Consider the following 25,176-nt stretch of genomic DNA (forward strand, 5'->3'; position numbering starts at 1 on the left):
TTCTTCTCTGATTGGAGTCAGCTATGAAACGCGTACTTACCCCTTTACTGCTCGGTTTGTTGGCCACTGCTTTGGTGGCGTGTTCGAAACAGGGCCCCGAAACCCAAGCCGCGAGCGAGCCAGCTGCCGCCAGCAGCCAGCTGAGCGTGGGCTTGGCAATCTCAACCCAAAATAACCCGTTCTTTGTCGCACTGCGTGACGGCGCCGATGCCGAAGCCAAAGCGCAGGGCGTGAAACTGATCACCGTGGATGCGCAGGATGATTCGGCCAAACAGATCGCCAATATCGAAGATCTGATCCAGAAAAAAGTGCAGGTGATTTTGATTAACCCTGCCGATTCGGCTGCCGTGGCCGGCGTAGTAAAAGAAGCGCTGAACGCCGGCATTAAGGTGGTGTCGCTCGACCGCAGCGTGAATGGCGCAGAAGTGAATGCCCACATCGCTTCCGACAATGTTGCTGGCGGCAAAATGGCCGCAGAATTTTTGCTGGAGAAAATCGGTGGCAAAGGCAATATCGTTGAGCTGGAAGGGATTCCCGGTTCATCTGCGGCCCGCGAGCGTGGCCAGGGTTTCCACAGTGTGGTGGATGGCAAGCCTGAGCTGAAACTGGTGGCCAAACAGGCGGCAGATTTTGATCGCGCCAAAGGGCTGTCGGTGATGGAGAACATCTTGCAGGGCAATAAAGACATCAAAGGTGTCTTTGCCCACAATGACGAAATGGCTTTAGGTGCGCTGAAAGCACTGGAAGCTGCCGGTAAAAAAGACGTGATCGTGGTGGGCTTTGATGCCACGGCCGATGCGGTTGCTGCGGTTAAAGCTGGGCAAATGGCGGCCACCGTGCAACAAAAACCTGAGCTGATCGGTAAAATGGGCGTGGATACGGCCGTGAAACTGAGCAAAGGCGAAGCCGTGGACAAATTTATCCCGGTACCGCTGGATCTGGTGAAACAGTAATCCGTCGGGCCTGTGCCCTTGATTGTGACCTTGGCCGAGTCCCACCCTGTTGGGGCTCGGCCCTTGTGTTTGGAGTTGTGATGACGGCCTATCAGCGCCTCACCATTGCCGATATTGCGGCGCTAGCCGGGGTGTCGAAAACGACGGCTAGCATGATTTTAAATGGCCGCGCCGAGCAATACCGCATTGCGCCAGCTACTGTGGCCCGCGTGCAGCAGGTGGCCGCGGAGCATCATTTCCAGCCCTCGGCTTCGGCGCGGCTACTGCGCTCGCGCCGCAGCGGCACACTGGGCTTGGTGATCCCCGAATTAACCAACTTTGCCCACGCCATGTTGGCGCAAACGCTGGAACCCCTGTGCCGCGATGCCGGTTTTCAGCTCTTTGTGGTGAGCAGCAACGATGACGCGGAGATGGAAGTCAAAGCGGTGGAGCAACTGCTGGCGCGGCAGGTAGATGGCTTGCTGCTGGTGCCTTGCACCAATCAGGCCAAGCTCTATGCCAAGTGGGCCAAGCGTTTGCCGCTGGTGCTGCTGGATCGGCGCGTGATCGATAGCCCTTTGCCGTTTGTGGTGAGCGACGCGCAAACCCCGGTTTGCGAGCTGATTAGCCAGACTTTAGCGCAGGGGGTGAACGAGATTGCCTATTTTGGCGGGCAAAAGGATTTGTCGCCCAGTATTGATCGTCTGGCTGGCTTTCATCAGGCCTGGCAAGCGGTGGGCAAAACCGCTGATGCAACGCTGATTTATCACCGTGATTATCAGCAGCACAGTGGTCTGGAAATGATGCAGGAATGCTATGCCCAGCTGGGGCGGTATCCGCAGGCGATTTTTACCGCCTCGATTTCGCTGCTGGAAGGGGTGCTGGAATTTATGAACCAGCATGATCACTTTCGCACTGCACCGCGGTATTTAATGAGCTTTGATGATCATCGCTTGCTCGATTGCCTACCGCGGCCGATCAATGCGGTGGTGCAAGACAGCGCCGGCCTGGCCGCCCAAGGCCTGGCCCGCATTCAGGCGCTGCTGGCGGGGGAGCCGGTGAGCGCGGCCTGGGTGCCAGCGCACATCAACTGGCGCCAGCCCTATCCGCTACCGGCTTAAGCCTTAGCCAGCAAAGCCACTCAATACAATCTTGCCCCGGGTCTGCCCGCTTTCTAGTAGGGCATGGGCGCGGCGCAAATTGGCGGCATTGATCAGACCGAAATGCTCGCCCACTGTGGGCTTGAGCTGGCCCGCATCCACTAGCTGCGCCACCTGATTAAGCAGCGCTTGCTGGGCAGCCATATCGGCGGTTTGATACAGCGAGCGGGTAAACATCAGTTCCCAATGCAGAGCAATGCTTTTACGTTTCAGCAGACGGATATCCAGCAAGGTGTCCGGGTCATCAATCAGGCCGAAATGCCCTTGTGGCGCCAAGATCTCGACGATTTGCGCGTAGTGCTCGTCGGTATGGGTTAGGCACACCACATGGCTAACATGCGCAAAGCCTAGTTCAGCCAGCTGCGGTGCCAGAGGCTGGCTGTGATCAATCACATGATGCGCGCCAGCCGCGAGCACCCATTCTTGCGTGCTGACCCGTGAGGCGGTGCCAATCACGGTGAAGTTAGTCAGCTGCCGCGCCAGCTGCACCATGATCGAGCCCACGCCCCCGGCTGCGCCGATAATCAGCAGCTGCCCGGGGCTTGGATCATCCCGGCGCAATTGCAGGCGATCAAACAGCATTTCCCACGCGGTGATGGCGGTGAGGGGGAGCGAGGCGGCGGTGGCAAAATCCAGCGAGTGCGGCATCTGCCCCACCAGCCGCTCATCCACCAGCTGATACTCGGCGTAACTGCCGGCGCGCTGCAAATCGCCGGCATACCAAACCCGATCGCCGGGGCGAAAGCCTACGACGTCGGGGCCTACCGCTTCAACAATCCCGCTGGCATCCCAGCCGAGGGTGACCCATTCGCCCGCGGCTGCGGAGCGATTGGCGCGCACTTTGGTATCGACCGGATTAACGGCAATCGCCTGAACGGCAACCAAAATATCGCGCCCTTGCGGCGTGGGGGGCGGCAGCTCGATATCGAGCAAAGCCGCGGGGTGATCAATGGGGTGTGGGGTTTGGTAAGCAACTGCACGCATGATGAATTCCTTAGTTATTTATTCAATCTGTAAAGCCATATCGTCTTTAGCCACGTGGGCCCAGGCCTAAGCGGCCGCGCCAGCATAGGCGGGGTAATCGGTGTAGCCACGGGCATCACCGCCAAATAGTGTGCTGGGGTCAAACTGGGCCAGTGGCCAGCCATTGGCAAAGCGAGCGGGTAAATCGGGGTTGGCGATAAATGGCCGGCCAAAGGCCACCAAATCGGCCCAGCCTGCTTGTAGCAACGATTCGGCCTGCGCGGCGGTATAGCGGCCGGCGCAAATCAGGCGGCCACGAAATTGCTCGCGCAGCTGGCGCCGGAAATGTTCGGGAATACTTGGCGCATCATCCCAATCGGCTTCCGATAAATGCAGATAGGCGACATTCAGCGCATCCAGCGCCGTGGCGGCCGCCAGAATCGTGGGAATAATGTCCGGGCAGGCCATACCGCGGGCGGTGATGTAAGGCGCCAGCCGTACCCCCACGCGCTCGGCGCCAATGGCTGTACTAATGGCTTGGCTCACTTCTAACAAAAGCCGCAAGCGATTGGCCTGACTGCCACCATAGGCGTCGGTGCGCTGATTGGCGGTGGTGCGTAAAAATTGATCCAGTAGATAGCCGTTGGCGGCGTGGATTTCCACGCCGTCAAAGCCGGCGGCCATGGCGTTACGCGCAGCCTGCACATAATCGGCGATCAGGCCGGGGATTTCCTCCAGCGTGAGCGCCCGTGGGGTGGGGCAATCCACCATCCGGCCCTGGCCGTGCTCGTCCGCTAGCCAGATTTGGGCTTGCGGGTTAATCGCCGAGGGCGCTACCGGCAGGCCGCCATTTTGAAAGGCCGCATGTGACATTCGCCCGACGTGCCACAGTTGCAGAAAAATCTTGCCGCCAGCTTGATGCACGGTATCGGTTACCAAGCGCCAGCCTGCAATCTGTTCCGGCGTATAGATCCCGGGGGTATAGCTATAGCCCTGACCTTGCGCCGAGATCTGGCTGGCTTCGGTAATCAGCAAGCCGGCGCTAGCGCGCTGCGCGTAATACTCGGCCATCAGGGCGTTCGGCACATCACCAGGCTGGCTGGTGCGGCAGCGGGTCATTGGCGCTAAGACCAAACGGTTGTTGAGCGGCAGCGGCCCAAGGGCGGTGGGGCTAAGCAGGGTAGGATACATGGCCAATCTCGCGTGGGTTTGTCTGGCCATCATCATCCGTCGGCTTTAATTTTCAATCAATTACAAGCTTGTATAATCAATTTCAATATTTATTTGAAAATGAGTCGATGAAATTTCTGCGCGAACTGGAGTTATTACTCTGCACGGCCGCTGCTGGTAGTTTGTCGCAAGCGGCGCGGCAACTGGATTTATCGCCCGCGGTGGCCAGCGCCATGCTCAAGCGGCTGGAAGCCGAGCTGGGCGTACCCTTGCTCACGAGATCGACCCGCCATTTGCGGCTCACCCCGGCGGGCGAGTTATTTTTGGGGCATGCGCGCCAGGCGGTGGAAGAAATCCGCGCGGGCCAACTGGCCCTGCAGGCCGGCCAACAGCAAATCGCCGGGGTTTTGCAGCTGTCGGTGCCTTCGGATTTAGGCCGCAATGTGCTGCTGCCCTGGCTGGATGAATTTCTGGCGCGGCATCCGGCGGTTGAGCTGCGCCTTGAGCTTACTGACCGGCTTACGAATATTTATCGCAGCCCGGTGGATGTGGCGATACGCTATGGCGAGCCGGCGGATTCGGGCTTGGTGGCGCTGCCGCTGGCCGCGCACAACCGCCGGGTGCTGTGCGCCGCGCCAGCCTATGTGGCCGCCCATGGCGCACCGGCCAGCCCAGCTGAGATCAGCGCGCATGCCTGTTTGAGCTTTCAGCTGGGCGAGCAAACCCACCCGCGCTGGCGGTTTTACCGAGGCACTGAAAGCGCGCAAGTGCAGATCGCCGCGCGCCGCTTTTCGGCCGATGGTGATGTGGTGCGTCGCTGGGCCTTGGCCGGGCATGGTCTAGCCTATAAATCATGGCTGGATGTGGCGGCCGATTTAGCTGCCGGGCGCCTGCTGCCGCTGTTGACTGACTGGCAGGGGGAATTGGCGCCGCTGTATTTAGTCTGCGCCGATCGCCGCCAGCTCAGCCCGCTGGTGCAGGCTTTGCGCCAGCATTTGCAAAGCTGCTGCGCTGCATATGCTGGGGTATAGCCTTGTAGATATTAATAATTAATTGCTCGGGGTTAATACCTATGCAGAGTATTTGGCTACGTTTCATTACTGGTGCACTCGGCCTATGCCTGCTAGCCAGTGTCGCCGGTGCCGCCAATATCGGTAGCGAGCTGGAGTTGCAGCTCGAGCATGCGGGCCAGACACGATATTACCGCGTGCATTTGCCACTCCAGCTGAAGTCTGGACAGCCTTTACCGCTGGTGGTGGCTCTGCATGGCGGCGGCGGGCATCGCGGCATTATGGCCGACCCGCGCTGGTATGGCTTGAGCCCTAAAGCCGATCAGGCTGGCTTTATCGTGGTGTATCCCAATGGGGTAAGTCGCTGGCCGGGTGGGCAGTTTGCCACCTGGAATGCCGGAAATTGTTGTGGTGCTGCCCGTGATCAGGCGGTGGATGATGTCGGCTTTATCCGCTCCATGGTTGCCGCCATCGCCCAACGCTGGCCGGTGGATCGCCAGCGGGTGTTTGCCACAGGGATGTCGAATGGCGCAATGCTGGCTTATCGGCTGGCTTGTGAAGCGCCCGATGTATTTCGCGCCATTGCCGCCGTTGCTGGCACGGACAACACCCGTAGCTGCCCGCGCGGCCGCGCGGTATCGGTATTGCATATTCATGCGCTGGATGATGAACGGGTGTTGTTCAACGGCGGCGCGGGCCGGCAGGACGGTTTGCGCGAACAAGTCACCGATTTTACCTCGGTGCCCGCCACCCTTACCCGCTGGACTCAGCGTCTAGCCTGTCCAGCGCAAGGGCGAGTGGTGTTACAACAAGCTGGCGCGCAATGCACTCAATTCGCACCGTGCCAGTCCGGCACCGAAGTGCAATTGTGTACCACAGCCACGGGTGGCCACAGCTGGCCAGGCGGGCAAAGCCCCAGAAAAGGCAAAGCCGATCCCAGTCAGGCCATTTCGGCTACGGATTTATTGTGGTCGTTTTTCCAGCGGCAGAGCGAGCACTGAAAAGCGCAGGAGGCTAGCGAAAAAGTATTTTGGGGAGATAGCTAGGCAGATTGCAGTTCAACTACAATAGGCTATTGGAAATTCTGGCGCGTCCAGCAGGAATCGAACCTGCGACCTTCAGCTTCGGAAACTGACACTCTATCCAACTGAGCTATGGACGCTTTTAGGAAGGCGCAGATAATAACTGCTTTATTGCTGTGCGTCTAGCGCCGCAAAACCTTGCGCACCTTGTGGTGATAGGGATTAGCGGTATAATTGCACAGTCTAGAAGCTGACTTAAGCTCGATTATTAACGATTGATACAAGGGATGACAGCATGAGCGGTTCCAACGCAACTGCGTCTAAGGGCGTTGCTGGTTTGGTAGTGGCGGCTTTGATCGGCCTGCCATTGGTAGTGTATTTGCTGATCAAATTGTTTACATCTGGGATGTCAACCAATCTGAGCAGCTCAACCATGACTGCCGAAGCGGTGTCTGCCCGCCTGCAGCCAGTGGGTGCTGTCAAAGTTGTTGAAGGCGGCGCGCCAGGTTCGCGCAGCGGTAAAGCGGTTTACGAAGCGGTCTGTATTTCCTGTCACGGTGCCGGTTTGGCCGGTGCGCCGAAATTTGGCGATGCAGGTGCTTGGAGCGCGCGCATTGCGCAAGGTTTTGAAACTTTGGCCAAACACGCCATCGGTGGCTTTAACGCCATGCCAGCCAAAGGTGGTGCGGCTGACCTGACCGACGACGAAGTGAAACGTGCCATTGCCTTTATGGGTAACGCGGCTGGCGCCAAATTTGAAGAGCCTAAAGTCGCAGGTGCTGCGGCGGGTGGTGCGGTTGATCCAAATACCAAAGGTAAAGAAATTTACTCTAGCGTATGTGTGGCCTGTCACCAGTCAGGTGCTGCTGGCGCACCAAAATTTGGCGATAAAGCGGCTTGGGCGCCACGTCTGAAAGATGGCGTTGATGCTGCTGTCGCTTTGGGTATCAAAGGGATTAACGCTATGCCACCGAAAGGCGGCTACTCTGGCTCGGATGAAGAATTCAAAGCCGCTGCACTGTACATGATCAACAACTCAAAATAAGCCTTGAGTTGCTGCAATAAAAAACGCCGCTCCTGCGGCGTTTTTTATTGTCTGCGCCAAATGGCGGCCGATCTTACTCGCTGGTTTGGGCTTTGCTCAGATAGCGCGGGCGATCAATATGATTGCCGCGCAGCAAGGCGCAGTGATAACTCAGCAACTGCAAAGCCAGCGCGTACAGAATGGGGGCGGTTTCCGCCGCTGCTTTGGGTAGCTGCAGGCAATAAAAACCCTCCCCCGAGCTGAGTTTGGCATCGCTTAAAATAAAAATCATGCCGTGCCGGGCACGCACTTCCTGCAGGTTGGCGAGCATTTTATCGGCCAGATGATCCCAAGGCAGGCAGGCAATCACCGGTACCACGCGGTTAATCAGTGTTACGGGGCCGTGTTTGAGTTCGCCGCCCGGGTAGCCTTCGGCGTGCTGATAGGCTATTTCTTTGAGCTTTTGGGCGCCTTCTAGGGCAATCGGCCAATGCAACTGGCGGCCAGTAATAAATAGATTGTCAGTGCGGTGTAGTAGTTGCGCCCATTCCTTAATTTTGGGTTCGAGCTGCAAGGTGTGTTGCGCCAGCGCGCCCAAGCCGCGCAAGGCCTGTTCGGCCTGGCGGACATCGCGCCCCAGTCCGCGCGCCAAGGCGAGCGCCAGGCTATAGAGCACCACCAGCTGGCTGCTAAAGGTTTTGGTCGAGGTCGCGCCCGCTTCGGGGCCGGCAAATTGTGGCAAGCCTTGGCTAGCCAGCCGCATCAGCCGGCTAAACGGATTATTGCTGATCGCAATCGTATGCTGATGCCCGCTTTGAATCGCCAGCTGCAGTGCAGCCAAGGTATCGGCGGTTTCCCCAGATTGCGATAAGGCCACCACCAGGGTGTCGGGCTCAAAAGGGCTGAGCTTGCTACGGTATTCGCTGGCTAGCTCATAGCGGGCGGGCAGGCCGGCGATGGCTTCAAACCACTGGCTCGCCAGCATGGCGGCATGGTGGCTGGAGCCACTGGCCAGCAGCAATACTCGCCGATAAGCATGGCCGCGCGCGAGTTGATTCAGTAGCTGGCTCAGTTGTTGGGTGTGGGCATGGTGCGCCAGCTCGGCCAACAGCAGTGGCTGTTGCTGCATATCGGCCTGCATATGGTGTAAATATTGCCCTACCGCATGCGCCGCCTGTGGCGCTCGTTTGCAGGCTTGCCCATCGGCTTGCCAGATCGTGAGCGTGAGCGGCGTGAGTTCGGCGCATTCGCCGGCCATCAGTAATTGCATTGTCGCCGCCAGCTCGCGCAGTGGTGCGGGCTCGCTGGCCAGCAACTGCCCTTCAGGATGTTGGGCCAGATAAAGCTCAGGGCCCAGTGTGATGGCTATTAAGGTATCAGGCTGATCTTTGCTGGCCACCAGCACGGCTAAATGGCCTTCCAGCTCGGAAGCCACTTGCTGTACGGCCAGGCGCAGGTCACGCAAAGTGCGCAAATGCCAGTCGATCAGCGCGGCCAGCAGCCATTCGGTTGGCGCATTGCTGGTGTCGTAACCCAGCGCTTCCAGCTTATCCAAAATGGCCAGCCGGTTATCCAGCTGGCCCAATAAGACAATCAGCAGCCGATCGCGAAAGAGGGTGGGTGGGCGGTCTTGCGGGAAAATACTCAATAACCCCAGTGCGACGGTGCTATCGGCATCGGTAGTGCCCAGCCCGCTGTGTTGTTGCACCCGCTCGGCATTGAGCGCCCCCCAGCCCAGGGTGTATTCCGGCGTCGGGATTTTGTGCAGGCGTTTGAGCAGGGGTTGCGCGGCATGGTGGGCGACGGCGCCAAAGATGAACTTGATCATGGCCAGCAAGCAGAAATGGGGTGTTTTCATCCTAGCTGCTGGCCCGCCGCTCTGCCAGCGGTCGGCAGCAATGCCGCAATCCAGCGCTGCATTTAGCCCAGAACAAGCCCAAAGCGGTTGGCTGAGGTAGAATAACGCGCTTGCAATTTTCTGCCGGGCCCTTGGATGAGCAAACTCCAGCGCCGGGCAGCCCACCGATCGAGAGACTGAATGGCAAAAGCGGCGAAAACCCAGTTACCCGAACATTACGAAGCCGGCGTGGCCGAGCTGGATCAGCTGATTAGCCAGCTGGAAAGCGGCCAGCTGCCGCTGGAACAAAGCCTGGCGGCCTATCAGCGCGGCATCGAATTACTGCGCTTTTGCGAAGGCAAACTGGCCGCGGCCGAGCAGCAAATCAAGGTGCTGGAAGCGGGAGAACTCAAACCGCTGGATGAGCAAGGAGCATAAGCATGGCCGCAATCGATTTCAAAGCCTGGATGGGCGATGTACAGGCGCAGATGGAAAGCGCACTGAGCATCTTTTTACCAGCCAGCACCCAGCTGCCTGAGCGCCTGCATGATGCGATGCGCTATAGCGTGCTCGATGGCGGCAAACGGGTGCGCCCGCTGCTGACTTTTGCGGCCGGCCATTTGGTGAATGCCCCCGCCGAGCGGCTGCAGGCGGCCGCCGCCGCGGTCGAAATGATTCATGCCTATTCGCTGGTGCACGATGATATGCCGGCGATGGATAACGATGTGCTGCGGCGCGGCAAACCCACCGTGCACGTGGCCTTTGGTGAAGCCACCGCCTTGCTGGCCGGTGATGCGCTGCAAGCAGCGGCTTTTGATGTACTGAGTGAGCGGCAGCTGGCTGATTCGCCGGCCGATCAGCTGAAAATGGTGCACCTGCTGGCCCGCGCGGCTGGCAGCTTGGGCATGTGCGGCGGGCAGGGCATTGATCTGTATAGTGTGGGGCAAGCGCTGACGCTGCCCGAGCTGGAACGGATGCATATTTTGAAAACCGGTGCGCTGATTCGCGCGGCAGTGTTGCTGGGCTCGTATTGCGGCCAGCCGCTGAGCGAAGCCGAGCGCCAAGGCCTTGATCATTTTGCCAAATGCATTGGTCTGGCTTTCCAGGTGGTTGACGATATCCTCGATTGCGAGGCAGATTCGGCGACCTTGGGCAAAACGGCCGGCAAAGATGCCGCCAATAACAAACCCACCTACGTGGCCCTGCTGGGCATGAAGGGGGCGAAAGACAAAGCCGCGGAGCTGAAACAGGCCGCGTTCGATGCATTGCTGCCGTTTGGCGAGCGTGCGCAATACTTGCATGCCCTGGCTGGGTATATTGTTGACCGCAAATATTAATCAAGCCTGGAAGTAAATACCCCTTGGGGCTGAATAAAATGACTTACCCAATTCTCGATCAAATTGATAGCCCGGCTGATGTGCGTGCCCTTGCGCGCGAGCAATTACCGCAACTGGCGCAAGATGTGCGGCAGTTTCTGCTCGATTCGGTCAGCCGCACCGGCGGGCACTTTGCCTCCAATCTCGGCGCGGTCGAGCTGACTGTGGCGCTGCATTATGTGTTTGATACGCCGCATGACCGCTTGGTGTGGGATGTGGGGCATCAAAGCTATCCGCATAAAATCCTCACTGGCCGCAAAAACCGCATGCACACCATGCGGCAAAAGGGTGGCTTGGCGGGTTTTCCCAAGCGCGACGAATCGGAATACGACACCTTTGGCGTTGGCCATTCTTCCACCTCGATTGGCGCGGCGCTGGGCATGGCCGAAGCTGCTTTGCTCAAGGGCGAAAAGCGCAAAGCCATTGCCGTAATTGGCGATGGCGCCATGACGGCCGGACAGGCGATTGAGGCACTGTTTAACGCGGGCCACCGTGATTTGACCGATCTGTTGGTGATCTTGAACGACAACGAAATGTCGATCTCACCGAATGTGGGCGCGTTTAATAATTATCTGGCCAAGCTGCTATCCGGCAAGTTTTACAACGGCATTCGCCAGGCTTCGGGCAAAGTGCTTGAAGCGATGCCACCGCTTAAAGAGCTGGCCAAACGCGGCGAAGAAAGCGTAAAAGGCTTTTTAACCCCGGGCACGCTGTTTGAAGAAATCGGCTTTAACTATATCGGCCCGATCGATGGTCACGATATGGAAACGCTGGTGGCCACGCTGTCGAATATTCGCCAGCTCAAAGGCCCGCAATTTCTGCATGTGGTGACCAAAAAAGGCAATGGCTACAAGCTCGCCGTGGCCGACCCGGTGAAATACCACGCGGTCACGCCATTTACCCCGGCCGATGGCATGGCCGGCAGCAAAGGCGGTGGCAAACCGACCTTTACCCAGATTTTTGGCGACTGGCTGTGTGATATGGCCGCGCAAGATGACAAGCTGGTGGGCATTACCCCGGCCATGCGCGAAGGCTCGGGGCTGGTGCGCTTTCATCAGGAATACCCAAGCCGCTACTTTGATGTGGGCATTGCCGAGCAGCATGCGGTGACGTTTGCGGGCGGCCTCGCCTGTGAAGGGCTCAAGCCCGTGGTGGCAATTTACTCGACCTTCCTGCAGCGCGCCTACGATCAGCTGGTGCATGATGTAGCGCTGCAAAATCTGGATGTGACCTTTGCGATTGATCGCGCGGGCCTCGTTGGCGCCGATGGCCCAACCCACGCCGGTAGTTTTGATTTGTCTTACCTGCGCTGTATTCCGAACGTGGCGATTTTGGCGCCGGGCGATGAAAACGAATGCCGGCAAATGCTTTACACCGCGTATCAATACCCTGGCCCGGCCTGTGTGCGCTATCCGCGTGGCAGTGGCATGGGGGGCGCCGTCGAGTCTGAAATGCGCGCCTTGCCTTGGGGTAAAGGTGAAGTGCGCCGGCAAGTCGGGCCGAGCGCCGCGCGGAAAGTCGCTATTCTGGCCTTCGGCACCGTGCTGGAAGCGACCTTGCACGCCGGCGAGCAGCTGGATGCCACGGTAGTAAATATGCGCTTTATCAAGCCGCTGGATACCGAGCTGATCAGCACCCTGCTGGCCAGCCACGATCTGCTGGTCACAGTGGAAGACAACGCGATTATGGGCGGCGCCGGTAGTGCGGTGCTGGAAGCCATGATGGCAGCTGGCCAGTGCAAGCCGGTGTTGCAACTGGGCTTGCCCGATAGCTATGTGGAGCATGGCGAGCAAAAACAAATGCTGGCCGAATGTGGTCTGGATGCCGATGGCATTGCCACCGCCATTCGCGCACGCCTCGCTGTCTAAGCGATCAACTGCCGCAGTTGTACCGCATGCAAAAAGCCAGACTTGAGTCTGGCTTTTTCTTTATGTGGCGGGGTATTCCTCTACGGGTTAATAAATTCAAGGTTTATGGGCGTATACTCTCTTAGAGTTTCCAGGCAATGCCGGTACGGAAAGCCGGTTTGCCTTGCAGGGCATGGCCAACGCCGACATTGATTTGTGCGCCAGCTTGATTCACATGCACCACGCTAATCCCCACCGCGCTTTGCCCGTCATAATGGCCGAAACCCACGCTGATGCTGGTTTCGCCCGGCGCCACGCTCATCTGTGGCGTGCTGGCCATGCTGGCGGCAATGCCGCGGGCCGCCATTTTGCGCACATAGTCGGTGTAATTGACCGATTCTTGAAATTTCTGGTCGACATATTGCGGGCTGACCGAATCAAAATTCAGCTCGGCCAGCGCTTCGTCTACATAACCTTTGGTGGCGGCGTCGCTCGCCTCGAGCGGGCGGGCAACCTGGGTGATGCGGCGTTCCTGCCCGCTGCTGCCGACCGAGACGGTATTGTCGGCCGTGGTGCGCGAGCCAGCCCCCAGTGCGACAGCATTGCGGTGGGTGGCTTGGGCATTGCTACCGATGGCAATGCTGTCGGTGGCGCCAGCCAGGCTGCGCTCCCCCAGGGCCAGGCTGCGGCTCTGGCTAGCTTGGCTTTCGCTACCCAGCGCCATACTGCGCTCGCCACTGGCGCTACTTTGTGCCCCCAGCGCTATGCTGCGCACGCCGCCGGCCTGACTTTCACTCCCAAGCGCCACACTGCGTTCTGCCGTGGCTTGGCTGGCATAACCATAAGCCGCGGCCTGTTGCTGACTAGCGCGGCTCTGGCTGCCGCTGGCTAGGGCGGCGCTGCCAATCGCTTGGCTATCACGGCCCAGCGCTAAGCTGGCCTCGCCATCGGTCTGACTCCGTTGTCCCAGTGCCAGGCTGCCATTGGCGTTGGCACTACTGCCCGCGCCCAGTGCCACGGCGCCTTCCCCCGCGGCATTGCTATTGGCACCAGCGGCCACGGCCTGCTCACCGCCGGCGGTGCTGCCTGAGCCCAAGGCGGCCGCCATCGAGCCATCGGCGCTGGCTTCGCTTCCCAGGGCCACACTGCTGGCACCATCTGCACTGCTTAAATTGCCCGCGGCCACGGCATTGCCACCGTCCGCGCTGGCCGACTCGCCCAGCGCCATGGCCGCATCGCCGCTGGCGTAGGCATCGTTGCCGGAGGCGATGCTGCCGCGACCAGAAGCCGTGCCGCCAATCGCAATCGCATAATTACTGCTGGCCTCGCTGTCTTTACCAACGGCAATGCTTTTCAGTCCGCTGGCGAGGGTTTTGCTGCCCACCGCGGTGCTACCCAGCCCGCTGGCCTGGCTGGTGCCGCCCATGGCCAGAGTATCGTTGGCCGTGGCCTGACTGTCGTTCCCAAAGGCCGCGCTGAAATTGCCGCTGGCCACGCTGGAGGTGCCGGCGGCGATGCTGGCTTCGCCACTGGCATGACTAAAACTACCGATGGCACTGCTGGCCGACCCGCTGGCCTGGCTGCCAAAACCATTGGCCGTGCTGGCTTCCGCGCTGGCGTTGCTGCTACCCCCAGTGGCGGTACTCCATTTGCCGCTGGCTTCACTATTGCTGCCTTGGGCGAGGGCATTCTCGCCGCTGGCTATGCTACTTACCCCCAGCGCCACGCTGCCTTCACCACTGGCTTGGCTATCCGCCCCCAGCGCCTGGGCATAGTCGCCGCTCGCGCGGGCCGATGAGCCAACTGCCACGCTATTCCCCCCGCTGGCCTCACTAGTAGTGCCCAGTGCGGTGGCACTGTTGTTAGTGGCTTGCGCGCCATAGCCCACGGCCAGTGTTCGTTCCTGATTGGCCAGGCTACTGACCCCCACCGCCGTGGCCTGATCAGCGCTGGCTTCGCTCAGGCTGCCGACTGCCAGCGATTGATTGCTGCCGGCGGTATTGCCGCCTGCGAGTTCATCGCCGGCGTATGCCGTGGGGGCGGCCAGCAAGCCGGCCAAGAGCAGTGGAGTGAGGTGCAGCGTGCGTAATTGAAACGGGGGCATGTTGAATTCCTTGTCTGTAGAGCTTCGCCTTTAGTGATGGTGTGGTGGCGAAATCGGGGCGGATTGTCGGTCGGGCGGGGGGCGTGGCGGAATACGCAAATTTGCGTAATTACGGGGTGCGCGTGGCCTAAACCGCTGCAATTACGCAAATATGCGTATTCATCTGCCCGCATCCGCTCGTCACAATGGCCGGTATCAAGACAAAGGAGTGCAACGATGTTGGGAGAACTATGGCGCTGGCTAGTGGCGCTGCTGGATTGGCGCGGTTGGTGGCGTTTGCTAACCGGGCAGGCGGTGGTCGATGTGGTGTTTATCAGCAATCTGCGCGATGAAGCCGAGCGGCAGCGGTTTTTTGGCCGCTGGCGGCCGCGCTGCGGGCATGCGAATGGCCCGCGCCTGTATTTGGGAGGCATCGCCGGGCGCATTCGCGGCATTGATGTCACCGCAGAAGAAATGCTGAGTAAAGAAGGGCGCAAACGGGCGCAGCAGCTGTTTATAGCGGCTTGCGAATGGGCCGAGCAGCGCGGGGCCAAAGTGATTTTGCTGGCGGCTTCCACCAAGCGTTTATTCGGGCGCGATGGCCGGGCCTTAAAAGCGCGTTTTCCAAATCTGCTATTTACCATTGGCGATAATGGCACCGCCACCATGCTGTGGGCCGATATGCAGCGCGCCCTGAGCGCTGCCCAGCTGGGCACCGAGGCGCGGGTGCTGGTGATCGGGCCGTATGGCATTCTGGGCGAAATGGCGACCCGGCAGCTGTTGCAGGCGGGGTATGAGGTGGTGGGCTATGGCGCGAATGCGACGGCCTTGGCCGAATTGGCCGAGCGCTATCCAATCGCCACGCATACCGAGCTTGCCGATGTGGGCGCAGTGGATGCGGTGATTGCCTGCACCCACAGCGCCGCCGCCAAGCTTGATGCTGCGCGGGTGGCGCAGCTGTCTCGCCCGGGGCGGCGGCTCTTGGTGGTGGATGTGGCGGAGCCCGCCAATCTGGATGTCAGCGCCTATGCCGCTTGCCGCGCCCAAGTGGTGCGCCAGGACGCGGGCAATGCCTACAGCCGCCGCCTGCAGTATGTGCTGGGGCCATTCTCGTGGCGGATGTTGATGTTATCGCGGGGGGTGATGTTTGGCTGTTTTGCCGAAGCCATGGCGCTGTATCGGGCGATTCATCAGGCGGGCGAAGCGCAGTTGGGCGAGGTAGATTGGTTTGTGGTGGATAAAGCCCGCATGCAAACCGTGGCCACAGCCCTCGCCGCAGCGCAGGTGGAATTACCCGCACCGCGCTGCTTTGGCGCCCCGGTTAGCAGTTTTGCGCTGGGGGCTGCGGCAGCACAATACTAAACACGCTACCGCGCGGGCCGGAGGCCAGTTGCAGCCGATAGCCAGATTGGGCGCACAGGGTTTGCACAATATACAGCCCCAGCCCATAGCCCTGATGTTCGGCCGAGCGACGGCCGCTTTGGGTAAAGGGCTGCAACAGGCGGGCCTGGTCGGCGGGATGAATTCCCGGCCCGCTATCCCACACCTGCAGCAAAAGTTGACCGGCCTGTCGGCGTAGCCCAAACACCACGCCACCTTGCTCGGTGTAGCGCAGCGCATTGACCAATAAATTATCCAGCAGCCGGTTTAGAACCGTAGCCGAGGCGGGGTAACTCAGTCGCGTAGCCACATAGCGCAGGCGCAAGCCTTTGGCCGCCGCGGTGGGCAAATGGCGCTGGTAGGCGGCGATCAGTACCTCATCCAGCGCCAACTGGCCGGTGTGGCCAGCCGCATGCTGCTGGCGGGCATCTTGTAGCAATTCTTGCAGCAGATCTTCGGTGTAGCGCAGCGCCTCGGCGATATGCTGGCCAATGCCGGCGGTGCCGGCTTGGGCCTGCAGAGCCGGAATCGCCAGCCGGATTGCCGCCAGCGGTTGCGAGAGATCATGCCCGGCGGCGGCGAGCTCAAGTTGCTGTTGCTGCTGGCGCTGCTGCAGAGCCAGTTTATCGGCCTCGGCTTGCGCTAGTTGCTCGGCCTCCAGCAGTCGTGCTTCCAGCTGGCGGGCGTGACTACGCTGCAGGCTGTGCATGCGCCAGCCCAGCGCGGCGGCAAAACACAGCGCTTCCAGTAAATAGCCCAGCGGCGGAAACACAAAAAAAGGTAGGCCATGCAGCACGCCCATAATGCTGAGACCAAACAACACATTCACAAACAGCAGTAGGCAGGTGGTGCCGGCCAGATACCAGCCCGCTGCGGGTAGGCGTTGTCGCCAGGCCAGCCAGCCGGCGAGCAAGGGTAGGGGCAGATGCAGCAGCGCGGTGGGCATCAGCAAAGCCAGGCTACCGGTGAACTGATAGACGGTGGCGCTCAAGAGTGCGGCGGCCATTACCAGCAAATAGGCCTGCCACAGCCGCGGCGCGCGGCGGCGCAGATCAAAGAGATTGATGGTAAACGCTGCATGGCTGCAATGGATCGCCGCCTGTAGCCACATCGGGAAGCCCTGATTCCACAGCCCCGCATTGGGCCACAGCCATGGAAATAAAAAGCCGCCAATCTGCAGCAAAAACACAATCGCCAAGCCCACCGTCATGGCGTAGTACAAATACGCGGGTTGCTGCTCGATGTGGTAATGCAGCACGGCCAAGAGCAGCAAGGCCAGCAAGGCGCCGATTACCAAGCCGGTAAATAGATTGCTGCGCGCCAGCTGCTCGGCATACTCCGTAGGGGTAACTAGCTGTAGGCTAAGCGGGGTATCGGCATGCACGCGATACCTCAATAAATAAACTTGAGGCTGCGTACTGGGCGAAATCGGTAAGGCTAGCAGGCGGCTGGGCCAGGGGCGGGCGGCATACGGGCTATCTGGGTGTAATTGCAGTAGCGGGCGGGCCGCTGGGCCTTCGCCTTGATACAAAGTGAGCGCTTCAATATCGGGCACGCCCAATGTTAATAGCCGCGTCTGCGGGCTGGCGGCGATCTCGAGTCGTACCCAGCGTTCGCGCTCGCCGGCATCGGCGCGCACCCAGCCAGCTTGCCAGCGTGCGGCCATGCTGGGTACGCCCTCGGGGCTATCGGCCAGCATCTGATAAGGCACCGCACTAGCGGCCAAGGCTGGCTTGGCAAGCAGCGGCAAAGCCATGACAATGCTGAGCATGATCAAGCGAGCGATGTGAAATAGATCGATGCGGATACTCATTGCGGATGACCACGCCCTTTTCCGGAGCGGATTGAAATTATTACTGGGGCAACAGCCGGATTATCGCATTGTTGGCGAAGCCGCGAGTGCTGGCGAGCTGCGGCAGCTCCTGGCGCAACAGCCGGCCGAGCTGGTGCTGATGGATTACCAGATGCCGGGCGAAGACAGTGCGGCGGTGTTGTCGTGGCTCAAGCAGCGCTATCCGGCCACCAAGATCTTAATGCTCACCGGCGTGCAAGCCGGCGCCGTGCTGGCGCAACTGGTGCAGGCGGGCGCCGATGGCGTGGTGCTTAAAGACGGTGAGGCCAGCGAATTACTGCACGCCATGGCCCAGGTGCTGGCTGGTGTTCACTATGTGAGCCCTGCGGTGGCGGCGCGGATTAATCAGGCCAAGGCGCTGCAACTCACCCCGCGCGAATTTCAGATCTTGCAGGCTATTGCCGCTGGGCAATCCAGCCAGGAAATTGCCGCGCGCTTGCTGATTTCGGCGCGCACGGTGGATAAACATCGCGAAAATCTGCTGGCGAAATTTCAGGTCAGCAATGCCATGCAGCTGGTGCAGCAAGCGCGGCAGGCGCAGCTCTTGGCCGATTAGGGCGCGGCCCGCGGCGGCGTTGTTACGCCAATGCCATTAAGCAAACTGATAGTGTTTGCGCAGCGGGGTGGTGATTTGCCAGGTGCAGCGCATCCCCGCCGGAAAAGTCGCCAAGTCGCCGGCGCTAATGGTGACTGGCTCGCCCCCTTGCGGTGTGACCACTACTTCGCCTTCCAGTAAATAGCAGGTTTCGCTGGCGTCGTAAGTCCAGGGAAAAGTGGCAATGCCTTTTTCCCAGATCGGCCAGCGGTCCAGACCCAGCTCGGCCTGCCGGGCGGCGCTGATTTGACGTTCCAGTTGAATACGCGACATGGCAAAACTCCCAATTCGATGCGCCGATTGTACCGCCGCCGCTAGTCGATTCGGGTGAAATTTTCGCTTGTCAGCCCTTGCACTTTTTTAGATAATGAGAACAATTATTAACAAGGTTCTCACTTCAATGATCGTTTGCGTGTGCAACAATGTCAGTGATAAAGCCATCAAACGGGCGGTCGAGCACGATGGCGTTCGCACCTACATCCAGCTGCAACGGGCTACCCAAACCGGCACTTGCTGCGGCAAATGCGGTAGCTGCGCCAAACAGGTGCTGAAAGAGGCCGTCGATCATTACGAAGAGAAAATGCTGGCCGATCTGCAAGATCTGGCCTTTGCCTAAATACACCATCTGGGTATGTGCTGGCAGGCTTGTTGAAATATTGCCTAGCGTTATATACCCCGATGATGACAAAAGCCCGAGCATGCTCGGGCTTTTGTTTGGTCTGCAGTCAGCCGTAGCTGGCCCAGCCTACGCGGTAGGCGCCGCTGCCAATTAGCTCGCCTGCGATTGCAGGTAGTTGGGCAGGCCCAGCGCTTTGATCAGGCGCAGCTGCTGTTCGAGCCAGTGCGCGTGATCTTGCTCGGTGTCGTCCAGCAAGGTGAGCAGCATGTCGCGGGTCACATAATCTTGCTCGGTTTCACAGATGGCCATCACTTTTTTCAATGCGGCGGCCACTTCGTATTCGGTTTGCAGATCCAGTTCCAGCATTTCCGGCACATCTTTGCCCACCCGCAGCGGGGTGCGCGCCGCAACATTGGGCGTGCCTTCCAGGAATAAAATCCGGGCGATCAGCAGTGTGGCGTGGCCAATTTCATCTTGACGCTCGTGATCAATGCGCTCGTAGAGCTTGCTATAGCCCCAGTTGTGATACATCTGGCTGTGGACGAAATATTGATCGACCGAGGTGAGTTCGGCAGCCAGCAGCTCAGAGAGGCCGGCGAGGACTTTTGCGCTTCCTTGCATGATGATGCTCCTGTCGTGGGCGGCTTAGTCGCCGAAAGCCTGCGATTGTAGATAATTGGCCAAGGTCATTTCCTTGATCAGGGTTTGCTGGGTTTCCAGCCAGTCGACGTATTCTTCGACTTCTTCCAGAATCTCGGTCAACAGATCGCGGCTGACATAATCCTGCGCGGTTTCACAGGTTTGCACCGCGCTGCGCAGGCTGGCCAGAAAACCGGTATACAGCTGCAAATCACAGCCCAGCATTTCCTGTACGTCTTCACCGATCAAGAGCTTGCCCAGATCTTGCAGATTAGGCAGTCCTTCGAGGAATAAAATCCGCTCGATCAGTTTATCCGAGCGTTTCATGGCGTCGATCGACTCATGGTAGACCTTGTCGTTCAGGCCTTTGAAACCCCAGTTTTTGTAAATCCGGGCGTGCAGGAAGGTTTGGTTGATGGCAATCAGCTCGTTACCGAGAATGCCATTCAATGCCTTGATGACTTGTTTATCGCCTTGCATCGTGTTCTCCTTGCTGGCTGGGCCAGTCTGACGGTGAGACAGGGTGGTCAACCTGCCAATTGAATAAAAGTGTACGCTTTTAGTCGGGAATTTCAATTGAAAATTTCAATGCAAGTAATTGAATAGAAATGTAAATCGAAACATAAATACAAATAATTCTCGCTAATTCAGTGAATTGGTGAATTTTCTGGCTCGCCGCCATTCTGCAATAAAAAGCCCGTAAAATGGTGTAGATGAATTTTTGAGGAGTAAACCCGTGATTGTCAGTGCCGAACAAATTGCTTTTGCCCACCAACTGGCCGAGGCCAGCGCCGCCGTGATTCGCCCGTATTACCGCAGCGGCTTGGCGATTGATGACAAAAGCGATAGCAGCCCGGTGACGCAAGCGGATCGCGAGGCCGAGCTGGCCATGCGCGCGCTGATTAATCAGCTGCGCCCGCAAGACGGCATTATTGGCGAAGAATTTGGCGCCGAACGCGATGATGCCGATTGGGTGTGGGTGCTGGACCCCGTCGATGGTACTAAGGCCTTTATCACTGGCCGGCCGATGTTTGTAACCTTGATTGGCCTCCTGTATCGCGGCCAGCCGGTGCTGGGCGTGATCAACCAGCCCATCGCCAACGAGCGCTGGGTGGGCGTGGTGGGACAGGGGTGCACGTTGAATGATCAGCCGATCAGCGTGAGCGATATTCGCGATTTTAGCCGTGCCCGCGTGGGCACTACCGGCCCGCAGTATTTTAGCGACAGTGGCCGCGCCGCCTTTATGCAATTGCAGCAAGGCGGGCGCTTTACCGTGTATGGTGGCGATGGCTATCAATATGCGCTGGTGGCCACGGGCGGCCTGGAGCTGGTGGTGGAAGAGGGCCTGAAACTGCACGATTTCGCCGCCGTTGCCCCCGTGGTGATCGCCGCTGGCGGCCTGATGACCGACTGGCAAGGCCAGCCGCTCACCCGCAGCAGCAGCGGTCGCGTGATCGCCGCCGCTACCCCTGAGGTGTATCAGGCTGCACTGCAGGCAATGCAGGCCGCCTAAGCCTATACCCCTGTTAAATTGGAGTACAGCATGTCGGTATTGATTGAAGTTGGCGAGTTACTCACCCTGCAAGGCCAGCCGGATGTGGTCATCATCGATTGCCGGCATGATCTGGCCAACCCCGACGCAGGCCGCGCCGCCTATCTGGCCGGCCACCTGCCTGGGGCGCATTTTCTGGCGTTGGACGATGATCTATCCGGCCCCAAAACCGGCCGGAATGGTCGCCACCCTTTGCCGGCCGCGGCCACATTGGCGTTAAAGCTCGGCGGACTGGGGATTGGCCCGCGTACCCGTGTGATTGCCTATGACGCCAGCGGCGGGCCGTTTGCCGCCCGGCTATGGTGGCTGTTGCGCTGGCTGGGCCATGACTACGTGCAAGTGTTGAACGGGGGCTGGCCCGCGTGGCTGGCCGCCGGCGGAGCCGTACAGCAGCGCATTGCCGCGATTGCGCCGCAAACGTTCCCGCTGGCGCTGCGTAGCGATCTGGCGGTGAGCGCCGAGGCGGTGCTGAATAATCTGAGCCAGCCTCAGTTTCAAGTGGTGGACGCCCGCTCGCCCGAGCGCTTTGTCGGCATTGGCGAAACGCTTGATCCGGTCGGTGGGCATATCCCGGGCGCCGCCAACCGCTTTTTTATGCATAACCTCAGCGACGGCTATTTCAAAAGCCCGGCGCAATTGCAGCAAGAATGGGGGGTATTGCTCGGTGAGCTAAGCCCTACGCAGCTTGTGCACCAATGCGGTAGTGGGGTAACGGCCTGCCATAATCTGCTGGCGCTTGAATATGCCGGCCTCGGTGGTGGGCGGCTGTATCCGGGTTCGTGGAGCGAATGGTGCAGCGACCCAGCCCGGCCAGTTGAGTGCTAATGCCTTCGTGTACAGGACGGTAAAGCCCACACCAATTAAAAAGCGCACCACGGTGCGCTTTTTAATTGGTTATTGCTTCTCAGGGTCTGGTAGGCCTAGCTTTTGGCGCAATTGCCTGTCGTAATTACTTTGAAGCGCCCGTTTAGCTAGCGCTGTATTCGGGTATCCAGCGCCAGACTCATGTTCTACTCGTTGCATAAAGGGAGCGACCTCGGCATCAGCAACTATATGTCGAAACGCTGGTGGCAGGTCTGCTGCTGGCAGTGGTTGTTGCAGGCTACGCATTGCGGTCAGCAGGGCTGCATCGGCTTGGGCTTGCAATTGCGCACGATAGGCCTCGGCATCGGTAATGGCTTTGCCGGTTTCTTCAAAATAGGCAGCCATTGCCAATTTCAGCCAACGGTCGTCGACCGTTTTGCGTGCAGCTTTAAACAAGACTTGCACTTCTTGCTCATTTAAAGGGCGGCCAGCCATGGCTTTTTCTAGCGTAAATAGATAACGGCTGTTGCTTAGCTGGGCAACGCCAAGGAAGCCACTGACCAGTAAGATGCCAGCCACCAAGATGCTGAGAGCGGTGCCTGGTGGTTCGCTGGGTGCACCATAAAGATTGTCATGCTCACTACCCGGCCAGACCGCTAATAGGAGGGGCAGCAACACGCTGCAGCACCAGCATATCGCATATTGTCCGTAGCTTAAATCGGCACCGTTGCGCAATAGATGCTGGCATGCCCCCATAATTAGTACGAATGTTGCGGCCCAGTATGCAGGCAAATTCAAGTCGTGCAGCCGCAGTGCGGCGCAGCGGAAATACTGCCAACCTGTCCAGAGCACCAGCGGCCCGATGAGCAAAAGCAGTAACCACCCCCCGCCAGTCTGTGGGGAAATGTTCATGCGGATTAACAGTGGTGGCAATAACAGAGCCGCAATGACGCAGGGGAGAAATGAGTAGATTAGATTGAGCGTGTAACGACGTCGCCCAAAGCGCCCCTCAAGATTAAGAGCTGTCCATGGCGGGGTGTAGCTCTGCTCGTCGAATGTAGGAGCTTGGTTTGTGGTGGCGGCAGGTGAACTTGGTGTCGGTGAGTTAGGTGTATCGGATACAACTGGCGCTGCGGTTGCTGCGGTTGTGGCAGGCGCTGTCGAAGTGCTGATGGGCTCCATCAGAGTTAGCTCGGTGCGGATCGGGATTGCACGCAGTTCAACCCCCATTTTTGCAAAGTGTTGAATGTACTGTGTGGCCTGCTGAGCAGGTAACTCTTTTTTGATGACCGTAGGCGCTTGATTGAGGAGCTGTCTCGCTCGTGATTCGTCGATTTTAAATGCAGCAGCCAAGCTGCTTAGCGCCTGTTCGATAGTGGTTTCTGCCAGCAGGCGCCCGGTTAGCTCGATCGACACACTTTGCGTCATGTTATGCTCGGTAAGTAAATTTCCGGTTATTTTAATTTTTCACGAAATTTATTAGCCAGTTTTAATTTGAATTTGTGCAAGATTTTCTGGCGCAGTTAGTTAGCACCAGCGCCGTACCTCTTGGCAATAGCGTGCAAATGGCGCACCAAATTTCGCCAACATGGCCCGTTCTTCGGGGATGATTTGAAAACGCTGCAGATACAGCGCAAAGGCCGGCAATAGTGCCAGCGCGGCCAGATTGGCTTGCCAGTCGGCCCAGCCCGCTAGCATCAGCGCAAAGCCCAGATACATCGGATTACGGGTATGGCGGTAGACCCCGCTGCGCACCAGCTGGCTGGCGGCGGCGGGTTGACGTGGATCGAAGGTGGTGCTGGCCTGCCTAAAAGCCTGCCCGCCGGCCAATACTAGGGCCAAACCCAGCGCTAGCAGCAACAAGCCCACCGGGCCATTGAGTGGCAAGGCGATATTCAGCGCCGGGGTGGCCGCCGCCACGGCCGCCATCAGCACGGCGGTGATGGCCAGCAAAGCCATGGGCATGATTTTCAGTTCGAGTGGGTGTGGTGATGGTTGCATCTATATACCCCTGCGTAGTATTGCCTGCGAGGCAATATCCTACTTGGCTTAGTGGCCAGTACTGTTAGAGAAAACATTCATTACGATCACGCCACTGACAATCAGTGCAATGCCCAGTAGGGCGGCAAGATCGAGTTTTTGCCCATAGAGCCACCAGCTGGCGACGGTGATCAGCACAATCCCGATCCCCGACCACAGCGCATAGGCAATGCCAACCGGGATCGTGCGCAAAGTCAGCGACAAACAATAAAACGCCACGCCGTAGCCGGCAATCACAATCAGCGAAGGGCCCAGTTTGCTAAAGCCTTCACTGGCTTTAAGGGCGCTGGTAGCGATGGTTTCAGCCACAATGGCCAGCAATAAAATCAGCCAGGGTTTCATTTCTATTCCTTCATCCAATCATCCCGGCGATTGTGCAGAGGTGGGCGGCAAATAGCCAGCGGCCTGTCGCCCATTGTCAAGAATTACCGCTGCGCGCGGCGCCAGGCTGGCGGGAAATTGATCTGATGCAGTGATGCACTGTAAATAATGCCATTGGTCATGAAATATTGATCCTGACCAAGCGCCGATCAGGGTTTCACAGTATAGAATGCCGCTCCTTTTACCTGCTTTTGTCATAGGACGCGTCATGTCAGCCGCTCACCCGCTTGCCCAATCCACCCTTACCGTGACCGAAACCGCCGCCAATCCAGCGCCATTGGGCCTGATGGGCTTTGGCATGACCACGGTACTGCTTAATCTGCATAACGCCGGTTTGTTCGAATTGAACGCCATGATTCTGGCGATGGGGATTTTCTACGGCGGCCTGGCGCAAGTGATTGCCGGTATTTTCGAATCGAAAAAGAACAATACCTTTGGCATGACGGCGTTTACCTCATACGGCATGTTCTGGCTGACGCTGGTGGCGCTGATTGTATTCCCACAGTGGGGTATTGCTCCCAAAACCAGTGAAACCGCGATGGGCTGGTATTTACTCGCCTGGGGTATCTTTACCGCATTCCTGTTTGTGGGCACGCTGCGGATGAATTTCATCACCCAGTTTATTTTCGGCTCACTGACCGTGCTGTTTTTCTTGCTGGCGATTGGTGATTTCACCGGCAGCGCTGCCATCAAAACCATCGCCGGTATCGAAGGCATTATCTGCGGTAGCGCGGCGATTTACTCGGCCATGGCGCAAGTGCTGAATGAAATCTACGGCCGCGAATTGCTGCCGATGGGTGGCAAGGCGCACTAAGCCTGCCGCGCAAGTAGCCGGCCTCTTGCTGCGTTGCTTGTCAAAGTGTGTTGAGATTAAAAAAGCCCGCAGTTGC

General features: G+C 58.7%; 25 protein-coding genes and 1 tRNA gene. 14 read left to right on the top strand and 12 right to left on the bottom strand.

Features of this window, described 5'->3' with window-relative positions; all coding sequences use genetic code 11:
- Nucleotides 1-23: 23 nt before the first annotated feature.
- Together rbsB and G482_RS0101655 are read left to right on the top strand one after the other, a co-directional pair.
- Nucleotides 24-953, top strand: coding sequence for a ribose ABC transporter substrate-binding protein RbsB (gene rbsB / locus G482_RS0101650; protein WP_028448556.1), 930 nt, complete (start codon nt 24-26; stop codon nt 951-953).
- 80 nt (nt 954-1,033) lie between these two features.
- Entirely contained in the window at nt 1,034-2,053 is a 1,020-nt protein-coding gene (locus tag G482_RS0101655; RefSeq protein WP_028448557.1) for a LacI family DNA-binding transcriptional regulator, read from the top strand.
- A 3-nt stretch (nt 2,054-2,056) separates the two neighbouring features.
- Here G482_RS0101655 and G482_RS0101660 read toward each other — a convergent pair whose 3' ends face one another.
- On the bottom strand, nt 2,057-3,076 hold the full coding sequence (locus tag G482_RS0101660; protein ID WP_028448558.1) for a zinc-binding alcohol dehydrogenase family protein: 1,020 nt from the start codon (nt 3,074-3,076) through the stop codon (nt 2,057-2,059).
- A gap of 66 nt (nt 3,077-3,142) precedes the next feature.
- The gene (locus tag G482_RS0101665; RefSeq protein ID WP_028448559.1) at nt 3,143-4,246 is read right to left on the bottom strand and encodes an alkene reductase; all 1,104 of its coding nucleotides are present in this window, start codon (nt 4,244-4,246) and stop codon (nt 3,143-3,145) included.
- 107 nt (nt 4,247-4,353) lie between these two features.
- Between G482_RS0101665 and G482_RS0101670 the strand changes: the two genes are divergently transcribed.
- Both G482_RS0101670 and G482_RS16920 read left to right on the top strand, forming a co-directional pair.
- A complete protein-coding gene (locus tag G482_RS0101670; protein WP_028448560.1) occupies nt 4,354-5,256 on the top strand; it encodes a LysR family transcriptional regulator in 903 nt (300 codons plus the stop codon).
- Nucleotides 5,257-5,297: 41 nt separating this feature from the next.
- Nucleotides 5,298-6,236, top strand: a complete 939-nt coding sequence (locus G482_RS16920) for an extracellular catalytic domain type 1 short-chain-length polyhydroxyalkanoate depolymerase (RefSeq protein ID WP_051258647.1) — start codon at nt 5,298-5,300, stop codon at nt 6,234-6,236.
- Between the two features lie 84 nt (nt 6,237-6,320).
- On the opposite strand, the gene G482_RS0101680 is transcribed toward G482_RS16920, so the two are convergent.
- Nucleotides 6,321-6,397 (bottom strand) — tRNA-Arg (locus G482_RS0101680).
- 155 nt (nt 6,398-6,552) lie between these two features.
- On the opposite strand from G482_RS0101680, the gene G482_RS0101685 reads away from it, so the two are divergent.
- The gene (locus G482_RS0101685) at nt 6,553-7,302 is read left to right on the top strand and encodes a c-type cytochrome (RefSeq protein ID WP_028448561.1); all 750 of its coding nucleotides are present in this window, start codon (nt 6,553-6,555) and stop codon (nt 7,300-7,302) included.
- Between the two features lie 73 nt (nt 7,303-7,375).
- Here G482_RS0101685 and G482_RS16925 read toward each other — a convergent pair whose 3' ends face one another.
- On the bottom strand, nt 7,376-9,139 hold the full coding sequence (locus G482_RS16925) for an SIS domain-containing protein (protein ID WP_051258648.1): 1,764 nt from the start codon (nt 9,137-9,139) through the stop codon (nt 7,376-7,378).
- Nucleotides 9,140-9,319: 180 nt separating this feature from the next.
- On the opposite strand from G482_RS16925, the gene G482_RS0101695 reads away from it, so the two are divergent.
- From G482_RS0101695 to dxs, 3 genes are read left to right on the top strand one after another with little or no spacing between them, the layout of a single operon-like run.
- Nucleotides 9,320-9,556 carry an exodeoxyribonuclease VII small subunit gene (locus tag G482_RS0101695; RefSeq protein ID WP_028448562.1) on the top strand — a complete coding sequence of 79 codons (237 nt, stop codon included), beginning with the start codon at nt 9,320-9,322 and terminating at the stop codon, nt 9,554-9,556.
- Nucleotides 9,557-9,558: 2 nt separating this feature from the next.
- The gene (locus G482_RS0101700) at nt 9,559-10,455 is read left to right on the top strand and encodes a polyprenyl synthetase family protein (RefSeq protein WP_028448563.1); all 897 of its coding nucleotides are present in this window, start codon (nt 9,559-9,561) and stop codon (nt 10,453-10,455) included.
- 38 nt (nt 10,456-10,493) lie between these two features.
- Nucleotides 10,494-12,362 (top strand): 1-deoxy-D-xylulose-5-phosphate synthase, encoded by a 1,869-nt coding sequence (gene dxs / locus G482_RS0101705; protein WP_028448564.1) that lies wholly within the window; start codon nt 10,494-10,496, stop codon nt 12,360-12,362.
- Between the two features lie 121 nt (nt 12,363-12,483).
- On the opposite strand, the gene G482_RS16935 is transcribed toward dxs, so the two are convergent.
- Nucleotides 12,484-14,445 carry a YadA-like family protein gene (locus tag G482_RS16935; RefSeq protein ID WP_051258649.1) on the bottom strand — a complete coding sequence of 654 codons (1,962 nt, stop codon included), beginning with the start codon at nt 14,443-14,445 and terminating at the stop codon, nt 12,484-12,486.
- A 216-nt stretch (nt 14,446-14,661) separates the two neighbouring features.
- Here G482_RS16935 and G482_RS0101715 point away from each other — a divergent pair, with 216 nt between their 5' ends.
- On the top strand, nt 14,662-15,786 hold the full coding sequence (locus G482_RS0101715; protein ID WP_028448565.1) for a hypothetical protein: 1,125 nt from the start codon (nt 14,662-14,664) through the stop codon (nt 15,784-15,786).
- Here the strand turns inward: G482_RS0101715 and G482_RS19355 are convergent.
- A complete protein-coding gene (locus tag G482_RS19355) occupies nt 15,746-17,617 on the bottom strand; it encodes a sensor histidine kinase (RefSeq protein ID WP_051258650.1) in 1,872 nt (623 codons plus the stop codon). The two genes, G482_RS0101715 and G482_RS19355, sit on opposite strands and share 41 nt — an antisense overlap.
- Before the next feature lie 31 nt (nt 17,618-17,648).
- On the opposite strand from G482_RS19355, the gene G482_RS0101725 reads away from it, so the two are divergent.
- Nucleotides 17,649-18,212, top strand: a complete 564-nt coding sequence (locus tag G482_RS0101725) for a LuxR C-terminal-related transcriptional regulator (RefSeq protein WP_028448566.1) — start codon at nt 17,649-17,651, stop codon at nt 18,210-18,212.
- A gap of 36 nt (nt 18,213-18,248) precedes the next feature.
- Here G482_RS0101725 and G482_RS0101730 read toward each other — a convergent pair whose 3' ends face one another.
- Nucleotides 18,249-18,524 carry a cupin domain-containing protein gene (locus G482_RS0101730; protein WP_028448567.1) on the bottom strand — a complete coding sequence of 92 codons (276 nt, stop codon included), beginning with the start codon at nt 18,522-18,524 and terminating at the stop codon, nt 18,249-18,251.
- Nucleotides 18,525-18,663: 139 nt separating this feature from the next.
- On the opposite strand from G482_RS0101730, the gene G482_RS0101735 reads away from it, so the two are divergent.
- Nucleotides 18,664-18,867: a (2Fe-2S)-binding protein gene (locus tag G482_RS0101735; protein ID WP_245575228.1), complete on the top strand. Its 204-nt coding sequence runs from the start codon at nt 18,664-18,666 to the stop codon at nt 18,865-18,867.
- A gap of 153 nt (nt 18,868-19,020) precedes the next feature.
- On the opposite strand, the gene bfr (G482_RS0101740) is transcribed toward G482_RS0101735, so the two are convergent.
- Nucleotides 19,021-19,491 (bottom strand): bacterioferritin, encoded by a 471-nt coding sequence (gene bfr / locus G482_RS0101740; protein ID WP_028448569.1) that lies wholly within the window; start codon nt 19,489-19,491, stop codon nt 19,021-19,023.
- A 24-nt stretch (nt 19,492-19,515) separates the two neighbouring features.
- Complete coding sequence (gene bfr / locus G482_RS0101745) at nt 19,516-19,989, bottom strand: bacterioferritin (RefSeq protein WP_028448570.1); 474 nt, start codon at nt 19,987-19,989, stop codon at nt 19,516-19,518.
- 256 nt (nt 19,990-20,245) lie between these two features.
- On the opposite strand from bfr (G482_RS0101745), the gene hisN reads away from it, so the two are divergent.
- Both hisN and G482_RS0101755 read left to right on the top strand, forming a co-directional pair.
- Entirely contained in the window at nt 20,246-21,022 is a 777-nt protein-coding gene (hisN, locus tag G482_RS0101750) for a histidinol-phosphatase (protein WP_028448571.1), read from the top strand.
- 30 nt (nt 21,023-21,052) lie between these two features.
- On the top strand, nt 21,053-21,886 hold the full coding sequence (locus G482_RS0101755) for a sulfurtransferase (RefSeq protein WP_028448572.1): 834 nt from the start codon (nt 21,053-21,055) through the stop codon (nt 21,884-21,886).
- 69 nt (nt 21,887-21,955) lie between these two features.
- Here the strand turns inward: G482_RS0101755 and G482_RS19960 are convergent, their stop codons facing one another.
- The 3 genes from G482_RS19960 to G482_RS0101770 all read right to left on the bottom strand — a co-directional run bounded on the left by G482_RS19960 (nt 21,956) and on the right by G482_RS0101770 (nt 24,247).
- Nucleotides 21,956-23,293: a DUF805 domain-containing protein gene (locus tag G482_RS19960; protein ID WP_084414422.1), complete on the bottom strand. Its 1,338-nt coding sequence runs from the start codon at nt 23,291-23,293 to the stop codon at nt 21,956-21,958.
- A gap of 99 nt (nt 23,294-23,392) precedes the next feature.
- Nucleotides 23,393-23,866 (bottom strand): methyltransferase family protein, encoded by a 474-nt coding sequence (locus G482_RS0101765; RefSeq protein ID WP_034618609.1) that lies wholly within the window; start codon nt 23,864-23,866, stop codon nt 23,393-23,395.
- Between the two features lie 48 nt (nt 23,867-23,914).
- A complete protein-coding gene (locus tag G482_RS0101770; RefSeq protein WP_028448575.1) occupies nt 23,915-24,247 on the bottom strand; it encodes a DMT family transporter in 333 nt (110 codons plus the stop codon).
- A gap of 247 nt (nt 24,248-24,494) precedes the next feature.
- Here G482_RS0101770 and G482_RS0101775 point away from each other — a divergent pair, with 247 nt between their 5' ends.
- Complete coding sequence (locus G482_RS0101775; protein ID WP_051258651.1) at nt 24,495-25,100, top strand: acetate uptake transporter; 606 nt, start codon at nt 24,495-24,497, stop codon at nt 25,098-25,100.
- Nucleotides 25,101-25,176 lie beyond the last annotated feature (76 nt).

The sequence above is a fragment of the Chitinibacter tainanensis DSM 15459 genome (assembly GCF_000429785.1).
Lineage (GTDB): Bacteria > Pseudomonadota > Gammaproteobacteria > Burkholderiales > Chitinibacteraceae > Chitinibacter > Chitinibacter tainanensis.

What these genes read in the sequence shown, in the direction of transcription:
- rbsB (WP_028448556.1), top strand. Translation starts at nt 24, where the DNA reads ATGAAACGCGTACTTACCCCTTTACTGCTCGGTTTGTTGGCCACTGCT.
- G482_RS0101655 (WP_028448557.1), top strand. Translation starts at nt 1,034, where the DNA reads ATGACGGCCTATCAGCGCCTCACCATTGCCGATATTGCGGCGCTAGCC.
- G482_RS0101660 (WP_028448558.1), bottom strand. Translation starts at nt 3,076, where the DNA reads ATGCGTGCAGTTGCTTACCAAACCCCACACCCCATTGATCACCCCGCG.
- G482_RS0101665 (WP_028448559.1), bottom strand. Translation starts at nt 4,246, where the DNA reads ATGTATCCTACCCTGCTTAGCCCCACCGCCCTTGGGCCGCTGCCGCTC.
- G482_RS0101670 (WP_028448560.1), top strand. Translation starts at nt 4,354, where the DNA reads ATGAAATTTCTGCGCGAACTGGAGTTATTACTCTGCACGGCCGCTGCT.
- G482_RS16920 (WP_051258647.1), top strand. Translation starts at nt 5,298, where the DNA reads ATGCAGAGTATTTGGCTACGTTTCATTACTGGTGCACTCGGCCTATGC.
- G482_RS0101685 (WP_028448561.1), top strand. Translation starts at nt 6,553, where the DNA reads ATGAGCGGTTCCAACGCAACTGCGTCTAAGGGCGTTGCTGGTTTGGTA.
- G482_RS16925 (WP_051258648.1), bottom strand. Translation starts at nt 9,139, where the DNA reads ATGAAAACACCCCATTTCTGCTTGCTGGCCATGATCAAGTTCATCTTT.
- G482_RS0101695 (WP_028448562.1), top strand. Translation starts at nt 9,320, where the DNA reads ATGGCAAAAGCGGCGAAAACCCAGTTACCCGAACATTACGAAGCCGGC.
- G482_RS0101700 (WP_028448563.1), top strand. Translation starts at nt 9,559, where the DNA reads ATGGCCGCAATCGATTTCAAAGCCTGGATGGGCGATGTACAGGCGCAG.
- dxs (WP_028448564.1), top strand. Translation starts at nt 10,494, where the DNA reads ATGACTTACCCAATTCTCGATCAAATTGATAGCCCGGCTGATGTGCGT.
- G482_RS16935 (WP_051258649.1), bottom strand. Translation starts at nt 14,445, where the DNA reads ATGCCCCCGTTTCAATTACGCACGCTGCACCTCACTCCACTGCTCTTG.
- G482_RS0101715 (WP_028448565.1), top strand. Translation starts at nt 14,662, where the DNA reads ATGTTGGGAGAACTATGGCGCTGGCTAGTGGCGCTGCTGGATTGGCGC.
- G482_RS19355 (WP_051258650.1), bottom strand. Translation starts at nt 17,617, where the DNA reads ATGAGTATCCGCATCGATCTATTTCACATCGCTCGCTTGATCATGCTC.
- G482_RS0101730 (WP_028448567.1), bottom strand. Translation starts at nt 18,524, where the DNA reads ATGTCGCGTATTCAACTGGAACGTCAAATCAGCGCCGCCCGGCAGGCC.
- bfr (WP_028448569.1), bottom strand. Translation starts at nt 19,491, where the DNA reads ATGCAAGGAAGCGCAAAAGTCCTCGCCGGCCTCTCTGAGCTGCTGGCT.
- bfr (WP_028448570.1), bottom strand. Translation starts at nt 19,989, where the DNA reads ATGCAAGGCGATAAACAAGTCATCAAGGCATTGAATGGCATTCTCGGT.
- G482_RS0101755 (WP_028448572.1), top strand. Translation starts at nt 21,053, where the DNA reads ATGTCGGTATTGATTGAAGTTGGCGAGTTACTCACCCTGCAAGGCCAG.
- G482_RS19960 (WP_084414422.1), bottom strand. Translation starts at nt 23,293, where the DNA reads ATGACGCAAAGTGTGTCGATCGAGCTAACCGGGCGCCTGCTGGCAGAA.
- G482_RS0101765 (WP_034618609.1), bottom strand. Translation starts at nt 23,866, where the DNA reads ATGCAACCATCACCACACCCACTCGAACTGAAAATCATGCCCATGGCT.
- G482_RS0101770 (WP_028448575.1), bottom strand. Translation starts at nt 24,247, where the DNA reads ATGAAACCCTGGCTGATTTTATTGCTGGCCATTGTGGCTGAAACCATC.
- G482_RS0101775 (WP_051258651.1), top strand. Translation starts at nt 24,495, where the DNA reads ATGTCAGCCGCTCACCCGCTTGCCCAATCCACCCTTACCGTGACCGAA.